This window comes from bacterium (assembly GCA_030583725.1).
Taxonomy (GTDB): Bacteria; Patescibacteriota; Microgenomatia; order UBA8517; family UBA8517; genus JAUYMM01.
In genome coordinates, this window is sequence record CP129472.1 from 659,685 (window position 1) to 673,628 (window position 13,944).

The following is a 13,944-nucleotide window of genomic DNA, read 5'->3' on the forward strand; positions in this document are numbered from 1 at the left end:
AATTTGTTTATTAAATTTTCTTGAGGGTTGAGAGTATTGAATCAATTTCTGTTAACATTTCTTGAGTCCATGTGTTTGGCATCTTAACTGACATATGTCCATAGATTGTTGGTTGCTGGAAGCTGTTATCAACTGATTTTTGGCAAACCGTAAAGGCAACACCATTTAGGTCACCACTTCTTCTCAATGTTCTATTGTCTTTGGTTGTTAGGCTCTTATAAGTATCAAATTTAGAGCTTGGCCCTTCAAAGTCAGCATCACCAGGGTACAAACAAAGTGCTCCACCTGTCGCTGCTTGAAAAATCTTTATCTCATATCCATTTTTTGATAAAGTTAATGTTTCATCCATTGCGGTTTGAGATTCTTTGCTGGTTATCCAATCGTTTGAAACTTGAATTGAATATTGGTCAAATGATAATCCTGCACTTTTTGCAACACCTCCAATAATTGTAACTAGGGGTTGTTGTGTGGTAGTGGGGTAGGGAGAGTTTAATTCTTCTGTTAATACACTCTCATTTTCTGTTTGTACAGCTTCTGGTTTCTTTATACTTTTAGTTTGTGTTCCAAAATAATATGCACCATAGGATATGCTTCCCAACACAATTACAACTAACATTATTTTTCCAAAAATAGAAAAGAATTTTTCCATTATAGTCGCATTGTATGTGTTTAAGGGTTGACTTGTCAATCGCTTTGTCTGTATATTGATGTAGCTATGGCAGTTAACAAAACAACAGATTCAAGTTTTGACCAAGATGTTTTGAAGTCTTCACTTCCTGTTCTGGTTGATTTTTATGCAGATTGGTGTGGGCCTTGCAAGATGGCAGAACCTGTCTTAGAGGAGTTATCTGAAAGCTACAAAGACAAAGTTTTAATTGTTAAATTAAACGTTGATGAAAATCAACAAACTGCAGGAAAATATGGAGTTATGTCTATTCCAACAACAATTCTTTTTAAAGATGGAAATGAAATAGGAAGACAAGTAGGTTTTGGAGGAAAACAAGTATTTGAAGAGTTAATCAAAAAGGGGGTGACTTCTTAATGCAAGATAACAACAATCCAGTAGTTACACCAGATCCAGCGGTACCTGCAATGGACCCAACGGTTCCAGCGCCCGTTATGAATACTGATACAGCTGTAGACACATCAAATGTTACTACGACACCAATGCCTGACGCATCAGCTACGGTTACTGAGTCACCTGCGCCAACAGTGGTAGCAGAAACAACTACACAACAGGTCGGTCCTGATCCAGTAGCTGTTCCTGAAGTGGCAACAGAACAACCAGCAGTAACTACACCAACAGCTTAAAAAAAGTATATGCAAGATACTATTTGGGACACCGCTATTATTGGTTCTGGTCCTGCGGGTTTGACTGCTGGAATTTATACAACCAGAGGTGCTTTATCAACAGTCATATTGGGTGGAGATTCTTGGGGAGGTCAACTGATGTTAACCACTGAAGTTGATAATTTCCCTGGTTTTCCTGACGGTGTAATGGGCCCTGAATTGATGGAGAAAATGAAGGCACAAGCTCTTCGCTTTGGTGCTGAGTTTATATCACAGAATGTTACATCAGTTGATTTTAGTTCTCACCCATTTCATTTAACAACCTCTGACCAAAAGATAGTAGCTAAAACTGTAATTATTGCAACAGGAGCGGAAACCAAATGGTTGGAAGTTAAAGGTGAAAGGGAGTTAATTGGTAGGGGTGTTTCCTCATGTGCTCCATGTGACGCACCTTTTTTTAAAGAAAAATATGTTTTGGTGGTTGGTGGCGGAGATTCTGCAATGGAAGAAGCACTGGTATTGACCAAGTATGCATCAAAAGTCTCTTTAATTCATAGAAAATCAGAATTTAAAGCAAGTAAAGTAATGCAGGAAAAAGTTTTTGCAAACAAAAAAATAGATGTAATCTGGGATACAGAAATTGAAGAAGTTTTGGGAAGCACAAAGTTGGAAGGGGTAAAATTAAAGAATAACAAAACTAATGAAATGACTGAAATTAAAGCAGACGGACTGTTTGTCGCAATAGGGCATGACCCGTCAAGCAGTTTATTTAAAGGAGTAATTGATTTAGATGAAAAAGGTTATGTAGTACCAAAAACAGGTTCAAAAACAAATATTGAAGGTGTCTTTGTGTCGGGTGATATTCACGACCATACATATAAACAGGCTATAACAGCGGCGGGTTTTGGATGCCAATCTGCAATGGATGTCATTAGTTTTCTTGGTTGACAAGGCTTAATACTTCAATGTAGTATTACAGAATGTCTAAAACAGAAGAAGTTTCTTCGAGATTCTCAACCACTATGAATAAACCTTCTGTTTTTGAAAAAATAGTTCCAGCTCTTTTGGTGATTACTGTAGGTCTTGCCTTTATGGTAGGTGTTTTGTGGCAGAAAGTTGAGAATATTGGGACAACTGGTACATCCAATGTTGCAGGAACCCAACAAGCCCCAGCTCCGGTACAGATAGACATTGCACAGATTAAAGATCTGTTTAACAAAGACTTGATTTATTTTGGTGACCCAGACAGCGATTTAATTTTTGTAGAAGCATCTGACCCATCTTGCCCATATTGTCATATAGCTGCTGGTTTAAATCCATCTTTAAATAGTCAAGTGGGTACGCAATTTACGTTGGTAAGTGATGGTGGAAGTTATGTAGCACCAGTTTTGGAAATGAAAAAACTAGTTGATCAAGGGAAGGCTGCTTTTGTTTGGATTTACACAAACGGTCATGGTAATGGAGAGTTATCAACCAAGGCTCTTTATTGTGCACACGAAAAAGGTAAGTTTTGGGAAGCTCATGACTTATTAATGACCTCAGAGGGTTATGCAATTATCAATGACGTAGTTAAGAATGATGTTGCTAATGCACCAAAATTAGTTGATTTCTTAAAGACAGCAAACGTTCCAGACCTTTTGAGTTGTTTGCAAAGTGGTAAGTATGATGATAGAATCGCAAGCGATAGCTCAATAGCAGCCTCACTTGGTATTTCTGGGACTCCAGGATTTTATGTAAATGAAAATAATTTTGCAGGCGCCTATAGCTTCACAGATATGCAACCTCTTGTGGATGAGATATTAAAGTAAAAAATATATGGATCAGTCAAAAATAATAGACAAAACTAGAACTTCATTGGTAAAAATCAAAGTTGATACCAAAGATAATTTGTTGTTAAAAAAAGTAGTAGATTTGATCAATGAGAATAGAGAAATTAAGACACTTTGGAAGATTACCAATGTGATTGCGACCGATAGATTGGGCTATTCAGACCATGGTCCCGTCCATTTTAATATCGTTGCAGGATATGCTTTAAGAATTTTGAGACTTCTTGATAGAAAAGGTGTTGAAATGTCAGTAGTTAAGGACTTTGGTTTAACAAAGGATCATGCTGAAGTCATAGTTTTTTTAGCCTCGGTATTACACGATTTGGGAATGAGTATCCATAGGTCTGGTCATGAACAATTCAGCTTGTTTTTAGCAAATTCACTATTAAAAGATTTACTTTCATTTATGGATATTGAAGAAAGAACGGTTGTTATATCTGAAACTTTGCATGCAATAATATCGCATAGTCACGGAAGTAGTGGTAGGACAGCAACCGTTGAGGGTGGAATTGTAAGAGTTGCAGATGCACTTGATATGACAAAAGGCAGGGCAAGAATATCGAAACTACTGGTAGATATTGAAAATGTATCAAACAACGCAATTGATTCTGTTTTTGTAAATGAAGGTGATCAGAAATTGGTGGATATAAAGATAACAATGACAAATCCAGCAGGACTTTTCCAAGTTGATGACTTTGTGGAAGAAAAATTAGATCCATCCGGTTTAAAAGAGTATATAGATGTTAAAACATATATTATTGAAGACGGAAAAGAAAAACTTTTTAAGGATTATGATTAATACTTTCAACGATTTTGTAGCTTACAATTGCTAAAGAGCCCCAAACGTTGATTGATTTGTTAATTCCAAACATTGGTAGTTCAACAATTAAGTCAGCCTCATCCAAAACTTCTTTTGAAACCCCATGGGTTTCATGGCCAACGACTAATGCAACAGGAAATTTTAAACTGAATTTGGACAATTGATTGTAGTCTATTGACCGCGCATCTTGCTCAATTGCAATAATTTGTACACCGTCGTGTTTTAGATTTCTGATTAATTGAGTTACTGATTTGTGATATTCCCAAGGAACCCATTCTTCTGTCCCTACTGCAGCTTTGTGAATTCTTGAGGATGGGGGATATTCTGAATCACCACAAATAATAACTTTTTTTGCAGCCACTGCATCTGCTAATCTAAAAATTGAACCGATATTATATGTGTCTAAAACATTATCCAATATAAAATAAATTTGGTTTCTAGTGATGCTTTTTTCCTCACCATTAGTAGGTTTTGTTTTTCTAAGTTCTTTAGAGTTCATCCTTTGCATGTGGCTATTTTATCAGTTTAATGCTAAAATAGCACATAATGACAGGCAGTATTTGTACACGATGTGGAAAGCCTAGGATAATTGTGGACTCCTATGAAGAAAAAGTTGAGACTTCAACAGTAACTTATACTATTACAGAATGCTCTGACCCTGAATGTCAAAAACTTGTAAATAAATCTTTAAAACAAGAGGCTGTAAAAAGGAAGTTTATTAAAGACGAACAGATTAAAAGGGAAGAAGCTAGAAAACAAATCGCAGAAGATAAAAAACAAGCAAAGTTAGACGGAGAAGACGAGGAATAAGTCAACTTATGTTCATACTATTTTTAGCTGCCCTTTTAGGTATTTTATTTAGTATTTTTGCAACACTCAACACAAGTCCAATTATCTTGAATTTTGGCTATTTTACTTTACCCAACGTCCCAGTTTATCTAGCCATATTAGTTCCTGTGCTATTAACATTGGTTGCTAGTTTGGGTGTTCAAATTATTCGCAATTTAACTTCAACCTTAAAAATTAAAAGTCAGAAAAATACAATTAAAAGTTTGAAAAGAGAACTTGCAGAAGTTACAAAAAAATGTCATAAACTAGAACTTGAGAATGCCGAGTTTAAAAATGAAGTTGGTGAACCAACAGACACAAATTCAATTTAAAAATGTATGGATTTCTTCTTAAAATTTGGAAAGTACTTAAGTTTCCAGTTAATTTAAAAGTCTGGATAATGGGGCTTATTAACGATCAATTCTTAATTGGTGTTACTGGAATATTTTTCAATGATGATAACAGAGTTCTTCTTGTTAAACACTCGTATAGGGGAGGAGATAACTGGAGCCTTCCTGGGGGTTACATCAAAAAGGGAGAACACCCAAAGGAGGGTTTGGAGAGAGAAGTGGATGAAGAAACGGGTTATATAGTTAGTGCCGATACAAGGTTAAAAATTAGAACTGATAGAAATAATGCAAGATTAGATATAACTTATGCAGGTCAGTTTATAGGTGGTAACTATAAAGCTTCAAAAGAAATAAAGACGGCAAAGTTTTTTAAGTTCGAGGAACTACCAATGCTCCCACAAGACCAGCTTGTTTTTATAAACGAAGCTTACAAACTACGTTTATAGATGAAACCTTGAAGTTGAGAATATAGGAAGGACACATTGAATATCTATTTTCGATATTTATCTTGCTGCGGGACTAGGATTCGAACCTAGAAATCTTCTGTGCCAAAAACAGATGTCCTACCGTTAGACGATCCCGCAGTGTAACAAGGGAAGGATAATGGCAAGCTTTGTTTTTGTCATAATTAAGCTGGCTTACCATTAGACGATTCCCCACTAGTGACCCCACAGAGAGTCGAACTCTGCCTTTTGGGATGAAAACCCAATGTCCTAACCGATAGACGATGGGGCCTCGCTTTGCTCGTCCCCTCGTCTCATCTCGCTTTGCTCGATGTAGAAGATGGGGCAAACAAAAACAGGCTTATGTTAATATTGTGAGCCCGGATGGAATCGGACCATCAACACAGAGCTTAAAAGGCTCCTGCTCTACCACTGAGCTACGGGCCCGTGATTACACGGAGGCCATATTATACCTTAACGTGCTTCTAATTCACAAGATATACTTGATGTTCGTAGTTGTTTCGGTATATCATAAATAATGAATCCAAAACCACTTGAGAAAAAAAATGCAATAAAACTTAGAAAATTAGGATATTCATATTCAGAAATTTTAAAAGAAGTTAAAGTGTCAAAATCTTCATTGTCATCGTGGTTAAGAGATGTAAAAATCACAAACTCTCAGATAGATAGACTACGTTTAAAAAATTCAACAGCCAGGAAACTGGGTAGTATAGTGCTTAAAAGAAATAGGATAGAAAAAACTAAAGCAATAATAAATAAAGCAAAATTAGAAATAGGAAAATTAGATCAAAATTATCTTAAAGTAATAGGTACAGTACTTTACTGGACAGAGGGAAGTAAACAAAAAGAACATAACCCAAGTAAAGAGTTGGTTTTTACAAATTCTGATGTAAACATGATTAAGATTTATCTTTTATGGCTTAGAAAATGTTTGTCGATAAAACCAGAAGATATAAAATTTGAGATATATATTCATGAAACTTACAATAAAACGCAAAAAGAACTTATTTTGTTTTGGGCGAAAATATCAGGCTTCACGAAAGATAATTTTAAAAAGATTTACTTTAAGAAAAATAAGGTAAATTCGTTTAGAAAAAATCGTGGTAAAGAATACAACGGTGTTTTAAGGGTAAGTGTTAAAAGAAGTACCGATATAAACAGAAAAGTTATGGGTTGGGTTGAAGGAATTTGCTTGCAATTTCAAAGGAGTTAGTATTAAATTAAACTATGCCCACTTCAAACCAAGAACCTCCTCTTGTTACTGTTACAAATCCTGTTACATACCTTCGTCGCTGGTGGGAAAGAGTAATGGGTAAAGAAGGTATTGATTTTCGTTTTACCATACATCCTGTTACTGCAGTTTTGATGGTTGCTGTTATCGCAACTATTGGTTTTGGAGCGGGTAGGATATCTCTACCAGATGGGGTTAAAATTCCTTTTTTTGAGTTTGGGAATGTGCCAACTGCAAAACCAACTTCCACACCACTTGTGGAATGGAAAGAAACTGCTTTTACTGGAAAGCTACAATATAGTTCTGCCACAAAGAAATATTTTTTAGTTACCACATCAAGTGAAGCCATAACCTTGGATGTTCCTAGTAATTTAGACTTGACGAGTTTAATAGGGAAAAGAATAATGGCAGTGGGCGAGTATCACAAAGCAACAAAACTATTAAGGGTTTTTGATGTTAAAGACTTAGAAGTTTTACCAAACACTCCTGTTCCAATTCCAACCATTGAACCAACATCAACACCTAGTGCAACTCCAAATATATCTGATATAATAAATACAGAATGAAAAAGAAATTAATAGTTGTTATTGTTCTTGCACTGTTGGTTATTGCAGGTGGATTATATTACTATCAAAAATCTAAAGACAGTTCACCTTCACCAACCGGCAACGGAGATTCAGCTTCATTTTTAAATATAAAAGATGCATTAAATAAAAAAATATCCTTAGTTTGTGAATTTGAAGAGGATGGTTACCAGGTCAAATCATACATTAAAAATGGTGCAGTAAGAGTTAGCTCAACTTATTCTGATTCAGACAATCAACCTGGGGAAATGATTATGGTGGGTAATAAAATGTACATATGGGATATTAAAACTAAAGAGGGTTTTGTCTATACAGTTGAAGATACTGAAGTAGATGTTGATGTTTCAACACAACCAAGTAGTCAGGGGAGTCAAAACTATTTAGAAATGATTAATCAATATAAAGATTTATGTAAGGTTGCAACAGTGTCTGATTCATACTTTGATATTCCTAAAGATGTTGAATTTCAGGATATGAGTAAGATGTTTGAAGAACTACAAAATAGTATGCCTAAGTACGAAACCCCAGAACAGTAATTGAATATTTCCTTTTCAAACTAGTCTATTTTAGATTCAAGTGTAGTACAATTGTTCTATGGATTTTATTTTAATTATCATAGACTATATTGTTCACATTGATTCACATTTGGGCGAAATATTTTTAACCTATGGCAAACTTTCATACCTAATCATTTTTGGAGTTATTTTTGCAGAAACAGGTTTTGTTTTTACCCCTTTTCTACCTGGAGACTCATTACTATTTGCCTCTGGAGCATTTGCAGCTCTTAGCTTTATTGATATATACACATTTCTTCCGATTATTTGGCTAGCTGCTGTACTAGGAGACAACACAAATTATTGGATCGGTTATATATTTGGAAAAAAAATCATAGATAGGTCAAAAATATCATTTATTAATAATAAGCATATGGAAAAAACTAAAATGTTCTACAAAAGGCACGGAGGCAAGACAATCTTTTTAGCTAGATTTGTTCCAATTATTCGGACCTTTGCACCATTTGTGGCAGGAATTGGTAAGATGTATTACCCAAAGTTTTTGTTTTTTAGTGTTTTTGGAGGATTTGTTTGGGTATTTGGATTTACGTTACTTGGGTATTTTTTTGGTAACCTAGATTTTGTTAAAGAAAACTTTTCACTAGTTATTTTAGCCATAGTTGTTATTTCTTTGTTTCCCGCAGTTTATGAATATCTTAAAGAAAAATATTTTGAAAAGTAGATTTCATCTCACCATTTTATTTGTGGTATTTTCTTTATTTGTTTTTTTAAACAAGGAATATCTATTTAGAAAATTTGACTCAATAATAGTAGAAAGTTATTTAAGATCGCAAGACATATTAGACACTGAAAATAAAATTAAAGATAGGATATTTGTTTCAGATGAAGAAATTTATATAGCTTCCGGTTTTCTTTATGCAAATGGTGCAAGTCCAACAGAATACAACTTCCAACATCCACCATTTATTAAATATTTGTATGGGTTGTCAGCTAAATATTTTAACTTACCACTTCTGCCAAACATAATTTTTTCAGCAATTTTACTTTCAGAAGTTTATTTACTGGGCAAGCTAGTTTTTAAAAGTGGCGTCGTTGGATTATTCGGTGCCACTTTGTTACTTATAGATCCTGTTTTTAAGGAAATAACTATCTACGGACTATTAGATTTGGGACAAGTCGTATTTTTACTCGGGTTTATATTAACTACGTTTTTCTGGAAAAAACATTGGATAGGGCAGGGAGTTTTGCTGGGCCTTGCGATTGCATCAAAGTTTTACAGCCCAGTAATTATGTTTTTGGCAATTATATATATGTATAAAATAGTGACCAAACAGTTTGATTTAAAACGTGAACTGTTTGTTTTAGTTGTTGCTTCAATTTCCCTTGCTTTAACTTATACAATTTCTTTCTTGAAAGGAGATTATAATTTCTTATTCCATCAAGCAAAAATAATTAAGTTCATGTTAGATCACAATCGGGCAATCGAATGGGGTGGAGCAGCCTCTATGTTTTTTGGAGGTTACTACCTCTGGCCAATTAGCTTTTTTGTAACTCTGTTTTTGGTTATACAAACAAAGGTTAAAGAATTAAAGTTTTTATTATTGATAACACCTGTTGTATATATGTTTGTAATGCTGTTCCAACTTCCTTTTACAAGATATTTCATTTTGATCTTACCTTTTCTATACTTAAGTTTGAGTAAATTAATATGCGAAAAATTATTACATTAATATCCATATTTGCAGGTTTATTGCTAATACCAACAAATGTTTTGGCCAAAGATTATTCAATAAAATCAGCCGACTTTGAAGTTAGAATCAATAAAAACGGTTCAGCGAATGTAACTGAGACAAGAGTATATGATTTTAATGGAAGTTTTAGCTGGGCTGATGAGTGGATAAATACTAAAGATTACAAGGTAAACGTATTAGGGGTTAATGGGGCAGATAGTTTTAACACTGAAATAACAGACGACAAGATTTATGTTAAATGGTTTTATAGTGCTTTTAACGAAACTAAAACTTTCACAATTAACTACATAATTGAAAATGCAGTAACCAATCACAACAATATCTCTGAATTTTATTGGCAACTAATTGGGTCCGAGTGGGACAAGGGTGTGGAAAATGTAGCTGCCAAAGTTATTTTGCACGAAGAGGTAGAAGACAACCAAATTTGGGCTTTTGGACACGGGCCGTTAAATGGGCAGATAAATATTGCTTCGGCCAAAGAAGTTAATTTTTCAGCTAACAGTTTACCTTCCAAAAAAATGTTTGAAGTAAGGGTGCTTTTTCCAAAGGGAACACTTGCCGGTGGTAGGCCGGGTAGCTTAGACCTTGAAAGTATATTGGACGAGGAAAAAGAATTTGGGTTAAAAACTAAAAGACAAGGTGCCATTAAGAATTTTGTCCTGGTTCTGGTATTAATTTTTGCCATCTATAGGATCATGGTGTGGATTAAGAAGTGGGTAAAGTATGGAAAGGACAATAGACTGCCAGAGGTTAACGCTGCTGGGCTACTTCATGAACCGCCGTCTGAGATATCTCCTGTTTTTGTTGAGACCTTATTAAAAGGAAATCCAACAGGTAAATCAATTGTCTCTACAGTTCTGGAGCTTGTCAGGAGAAAAGTGTTGGAAATAGATTTTATAAAAAATGGTAAAAAGACATTTTTTGGAGCAAAGGATCAGTATTTTTTAAGACTAAAAAATCCGAAACTCAAAACTACCAAAATGGAATCAGATCTGCTTGGGTTGTTGTTTACCACCACAAAGACGAAGTTAGACTTTGATGATATAAAGATATTAGGAAAAAAATATCCATCAAAGACATCTAGCTTTTGGATTAAGTGGCAAAAGGACGCTAAAGAGGGACTAAAGAAATTGGGATTTTACGAGGAAAAAAGTTTAAAGTATCAAACGAAGGCAATAGTCGAAACAGTATTTGTTGGGATATTAGTAACATTTGGATCTCCCTTCTTGGTGCTTTATTATCATCCTATTTTAATTATATTAATAATATATTTTGTTATTATGATATTTGTTTCTATATTTATGCCAAAAAAATCTAAATGGGGAGGGGAGGAACTGGCTGGGTGGCTGGCATTTAAAAAATGGTTAATGGACTATTCAGTAACTAAGAACTATCCAATTGATTCAGTGATACTTTGGGAAAAATATTTAGTCTATGGAACTGCCCTTGGAATTTCAATTAAAGCATTATCTCAATTACCAATTAAGTTTTCAGAGAGTAATCTTTCTCACTCAGGAATGTACTTTGTAGGAAGCGGTGCAGGAAGTGGTAACTTTCAAACTTCATTTGCAAGTTTTTCGACCGGATTTAATTCATTATCATCGAGTTTTTCAAGCTTTGGAGCAAGTGGTTCTGGGTCATCTGGTGGATTTTCAAGTGGTGGAGGTAGTGGTGGAGGTGGTGGTGGAGGAGGGGCTGGGTAGAAATTTGATAAGGTAGTTATATTGATGTTTTTTAACACAAATCAAACTCAAACGGGGAGAGTGTGTTATAAACTAGATTATGCTATCTTCCAAAAACTTTATGTCTGGCATCAGCCTCTGCTTTTTGTTTCTCCTCTTCTGTCATTTGGAAACCCCCACTAACTGATTTTACTGGCGTTATTAGTACGGGAGCCTCTTTTACTGCCGTACTTCTATCTGCGTGAGCTAGTGGTAATGCATCTTCTGCGTCAGAAATTAGCTTATCTGTGGTTTTAACTTCAGTTGTCATATTTTCACCTCCTTTCTTTGAAAAATAAAAAATAGGAGCCCTTGGGCTCCGATGGAGTGTTTAGTTGAAAAACCGACGTGATTGGTTTCCCCATACCTTTTTTGTGTGGTAATTTCTATTATATACCCATAGTCAAGTATTTGGTTGTAAGCAAGGCTTGCATCATGCATTTCGTATGGTATAATTCTTCTACAAGTTTAAAGGTTGACTCGTCTCTCGAGCTCGCTCAGGATTGATAACCTCCAAAAGAACCTTTACTTTACAAATTAAATAGTTACTAATAAATAAGTTTTAAATAAGAAAGAGCCCAAGTTAATTTTTATTCGTTCGCTTTGTTCGTGTTTACTGCTTATTTATTGTTAATTATGATTTGTATTGTTCTTTGAAATTGAAATGTAATATGACAGTACAATAAATTAATTTGCCACATTACGTGGTAAATATGATTTCCACTAAATGTGGTAATCAAGATACAGAATATCGATATATTCTGGTTCAAGTTGTGACTAGGAGTGTGTAGAGATGTTTCTAAAACATTAAAAAAATTTAGAACCGTCACTTTTTGAGGATTTGATCCTGGTCCAGGATGAACGCTAGCGACGTGCTTTAGGCATGCAAGTGGAGCGAGGCATAGCAATATGCCTAGCCGCGAACGGCTGAGTATAAAATAGGAATCTACCCCTTGGTGTGGAATACCTCATCGAAAGATGAGCTAATACCGCATAAGACCGCAAGGTGAAAGCGCTTAACCGCGCGCCGATGGATGAGCCTATTTCCCATCAGCTAGTTGGTAAGGTAAAAGCTTACCAAGGCTATGACGGGTAGGGGATTTGAGAGGATGACCCCCCAGAATAGGACTGAGACACGGCCTATACACCTACGGGTGGCAGCAACCGGGAATCGTGCGCAATGGACGAAAGTCTGACGCCGCGACGTCGCGTGAAGGATGAAGGCGTTTTCGTCGTAAACTTCTTTTGCCATATGTGTGAACATATGGAGAATAAGCACCTGCTAACTCTGTGCCAGCAGCCGCGGTAATACAGAGGGTGCAAGCGTTATCCGGATTTATTGGGCGTAAAGCGTTTCGTAGGCGGTTTGGTAAGTTAGACTTCAAAGACCACGGCTTAACCGGGGGAAGGGGTTTAATACTGCCAGACTTGAGAATTTTAGGGGCAATCGGAACTGTTGGTGTAGGGGTGAAATCCGTTGATATCAACAGGAACGTCAAGGGCGTAGGCAGATTGCTGGGAAATTTCTGACGCTGAGGAACGAAAGCTAGAGTAGCGAAAGGGATGGGGTAATAAACTCTAGTTCCTCCTTTAAGTAATTAAAGGTTTAAAAATTCGACTATATGCTGGAATAACTGAGAATCTTAAGCTAGTTGTTGACTTAGGTTTTAATTCGGATAATACTTAATTAATGCCCAAATTGATAACTGAAAATGCTTTAAGTGCAGTCAATCAGCAGGGAAGATCTCGTAAGAGAAACCCTCAGAGACTATATGTCGAATATCCTACTAGTAGTAAGAATGAAATGTCTGACATAGAAGCAACTTTATTGGGTATTTTATACACCGATGGTTGTCTATCTAAAAGGAGTAAGAATGCATGGAGATTTTATCTAAGCAACACTTCTTACATAATTATACAAGTATTTAAAAATTGTATGATCAATCTTTTTAAATTAGATGCCAAAAGAGTACGAATATCTAAAAAACAAGTTAATGGAAAACCTTTTTACAGAGCAGTTGTAGATAGTGCATCATCTGGAGAATTTTTAAATTCAAAATATGGTACATTTCGAACACTAGTTTTTAAAAGTGAAGATGGTAAAGAAATTTATCCTTCGACAAAATTACCGTTTAACAAAAATTCTAATCTCAAAATAATGAGCAAGTTCTTAAAAGTTGCCTTTAGTTGTGATGGTGGCATAAATTTATACGTAGCGAAATCAAAGTTTGGATACAAATTTTTGATTAGGAATGTATATTTAGCTTGCAAGCATCCACAATTACAGATTGATTATCACGAACTTTTGAAAGTTCTTGGTATCGAATCTAAAATTATTAAGGGAGATGGAAAAATACTTATTCAAGGCAGAAATGAGTTGAATAAGTTTAGAGAAAAAGTTGGTTTTATAGAAGGTGTAAAAATAACACAAAATTCTAAATTTTGGCAAGGTGTCGAAAAGCGGAATGTGTTAAATATCGCAATTGGTTCTTACAAAAATCCGAAAAAGATAATCAATCTTTCGAGGTTTAGAGGATAAAGATATAGTCCGATCTCATAAGCGA

The 13,944-nt window shown here is 35.2% G+C and carries 18 protein-coding genes, 3 tRNA genes and 1 other annotated feature; of the genes, 15 read left to right on the forward strand and 6 right to left on the reverse strand.

Annotation, left to right across the window (positions count from 1 at the left end):
* Positions 1 to 10 precede the first annotated feature (10 nt).
* Complete coding sequence (locus QY322_03850; GenBank protein WKZ25493.1) at positions 11 to 649, reverse strand: hypothetical protein; 639 nt, start codon at positions 647 to 649, stop codon at positions 11 to 13.
* A gap of 66 nt (positions 650 to 715) precedes the next feature.
* On the opposite strand from QY322_03850, the gene trxA reads away from it, so the two are divergent.
* From trxA to QY322_03875, 5 genes are read left to right on the forward strand one after another with little or no spacing between them, the layout of a single operon-like run.
* The gene (trxA, locus tag QY322_03855) at positions 716 to 1,042 is read left to right on the forward strand and encodes a thioredoxin (GenBank protein WKZ25494.1); all 327 of its coding nucleotides are present in this window, start codon (positions 716 to 718) and stop codon (positions 1,040 to 1,042) included.
* Positions 1,042 to 1,311 (forward strand): hypothetical protein, encoded by a 270-nt coding sequence (locus tag QY322_03860; GenBank protein ID WKZ25495.1) that lies wholly within the window; start codon positions 1,042 to 1,044, stop codon positions 1,309 to 1,311. The genes trxA and QY322_03860 overlap by 1 nt, the downstream gene beginning before the upstream one ends.
* Before the next feature lie 9 nt (positions 1,312 to 1,320).
* Complete coding sequence (gene trxB, locus QY322_03865; GenBank protein ID WKZ25496.1) at positions 1,321 to 2,238, forward strand: thioredoxin-disulfide reductase; 918 nt, start codon at positions 1,321 to 1,323, stop codon at positions 2,236 to 2,238.
* 32 nt (positions 2,239 to 2,270) lie between these two features.
* Positions 2,271 to 3,098 (forward strand): thioredoxin domain-containing protein, encoded by an 828-nt coding sequence (locus QY322_03870; GenBank protein ID WKZ25497.1) that lies wholly within the window; start codon positions 2,271 to 2,273, stop codon positions 3,096 to 3,098.
* Positions 3,099 to 3,105: 7 nt separating this feature from the next.
* Complete coding sequence (locus tag QY322_03875) at positions 3,106 to 3,915, forward strand: HD domain-containing protein (GenBank protein ID WKZ25498.1); 810 nt, start codon at positions 3,106 to 3,108, stop codon at positions 3,913 to 3,915.
* Here the strand turns inward: QY322_03875 and QY322_03880 are convergent.
* Positions 3,899 to 4,444 (reverse strand): TrmH family RNA methyltransferase, encoded by a 546-nt coding sequence (locus QY322_03880; GenBank protein ID WKZ25499.1) that lies wholly within the window; start codon positions 4,442 to 4,444, stop codon positions 3,899 to 3,901. The two genes, QY322_03875 and QY322_03880, sit on opposite strands and share 17 nt — an antisense overlap.
* Before the next feature lie 83 nt (positions 4,445 to 4,527).
* On the opposite strand from QY322_03880, the gene QY322_03885 reads away from it, so the two are divergent.
* Genes QY322_03885 through QY322_03895 form a run of 3 tightly spaced genes read left to right on the forward strand, consistent with a single transcriptional unit; the run spans position 4,528 to position 5,560 of the window.
* Entirely contained in the window at positions 4,528 to 4,746 is a 219-nt protein-coding gene (locus QY322_03885) for a hypothetical protein (protein ID WKZ25500.1), read from the forward strand.
* Positions 4,747 to 4,754: 8 nt separating this feature from the next.
* Positions 4,755 to 5,096 carry a hypothetical protein gene (locus QY322_03890; protein WKZ25501.1) on the forward strand — a complete coding sequence of 114 codons (342 nt, stop codon included), beginning with the start codon at positions 4,755 to 4,757 and terminating at the stop codon, positions 5,094 to 5,096.
* Between the two features lie 2 nt (positions 5,097 to 5,098).
* Positions 5,099 to 5,560 (forward strand): NUDIX hydrolase, encoded by a 462-nt coding sequence (locus QY322_03895; GenBank protein WKZ25502.1) that lies wholly within the window; start codon positions 5,099 to 5,101, stop codon positions 5,558 to 5,560.
* A gap of 65 nt (positions 5,561 to 5,625) precedes the next feature.
* Here the strand turns inward: QY322_03895 and QY322_03900 are convergent.
* From QY322_03900 to QY322_03910, 3 genes are all read right to left on the reverse strand, one after another.
* Positions 5,626 to 5,698 (reverse strand) — tRNA-Gln (locus tag QY322_03900).
* A 79-nt stretch (positions 5,699 to 5,777) separates the two neighbouring features.
* Positions 5,778 to 5,849 (reverse strand) — tRNA-Glu (locus QY322_03905).
* Positions 5,850 to 5,932: 83 nt separating this feature from the next.
* Positions 5,933 to 6,004: transfer RNA gene (locus QY322_03910), tRNA-Lys, on the reverse strand.
* Positions 6,005 to 6,095: 91 nt separating this feature from the next.
* Here QY322_03910 and QY322_03915 point away from each other — a divergent pair.
* From QY322_03915 to QY322_03940, 6 genes are read left to right on the forward strand one after another with little or no spacing between them, the layout of a single operon-like run.
* Positions 6,096 to 6,791 carry a hypothetical protein gene (locus QY322_03915; protein WKZ25503.1) on the forward strand — a complete coding sequence of 232 codons (696 nt, stop codon included), beginning with the start codon at positions 6,096 to 6,098 and terminating at the stop codon, positions 6,789 to 6,791.
* Between the two features lie 14 nt (positions 6,792 to 6,805).
* The gene (locus tag QY322_03920; protein ID WKZ25504.1) at positions 6,806 to 7,375 is read left to right on the forward strand and encodes a hypothetical protein; all 570 of its coding nucleotides are present in this window, start codon (positions 6,806 to 6,808) and stop codon (positions 7,373 to 7,375) included.
* On the forward strand, positions 7,372 to 7,929 hold the full coding sequence (locus QY322_03925) for a hypothetical protein (GenBank protein ID WKZ25505.1): 558 nt from the start codon (positions 7,372 to 7,374) through the stop codon (positions 7,927 to 7,929). Before QY322_03920 ends, QY322_03925 begins: the two co-directional genes overlap by 4 nt.
* A 58-nt stretch (positions 7,930 to 7,987) precedes the next feature.
* A complete protein-coding gene (locus QY322_03930) occupies positions 7,988 to 8,629 on the forward strand; it encodes a VTT domain-containing protein (protein WKZ25506.1) in 642 nt (213 codons plus the stop codon).
* Positions 8,595 to 9,638, forward strand: coding sequence for a hypothetical protein (locus tag QY322_03935; protein ID WKZ25507.1), 1,044 nt, complete (start codon positions 8,595 to 8,597; stop codon positions 9,636 to 9,638). Before QY322_03930 ends, QY322_03935 begins: the two co-directional genes overlap by 35 nt.
* A complete protein-coding gene (locus QY322_03940; GenBank protein ID WKZ25508.1) occupies positions 9,617 to 11,362 on the forward strand; it encodes a DUF2207 domain-containing protein in 1,746 nt (581 codons plus the stop codon). Before QY322_03935 ends, QY322_03940 begins: the two co-directional genes overlap by 22 nt.
* Before the next feature lie 82 nt (positions 11,363 to 11,444).
* Here QY322_03940 and QY322_03945 read toward each other — a convergent pair whose 3' ends face one another.
* A complete protein-coding gene (locus tag QY322_03945) occupies positions 11,445 to 11,651 on the reverse strand; it encodes a hypothetical protein (protein WKZ25509.1) in 207 nt (68 codons plus the stop codon).
* A 558-nt stretch (positions 11,652 to 12,209) separates the two neighbouring features.
* Positions 12,210 to 13,021 (forward strand) — a sequence feature (16S ribosomal RNA rRNA prediction is too short).
* 49 nt (positions 13,022 to 13,070) lie between these two features.
* Between QY322_03945 and QY322_03950 the strand changes: the two genes are divergently transcribed.
* Positions 13,071 to 13,919: an LAGLIDADG family homing endonuclease gene (locus tag QY322_03950; GenBank protein ID WKZ25510.1), complete on the forward strand. Its 849-nt coding sequence runs from the start codon at positions 13,071 to 13,073 to the stop codon at positions 13,917 to 13,919.
* Positions 13,920 to 13,944: the final 25 nt, after the last annotated feature.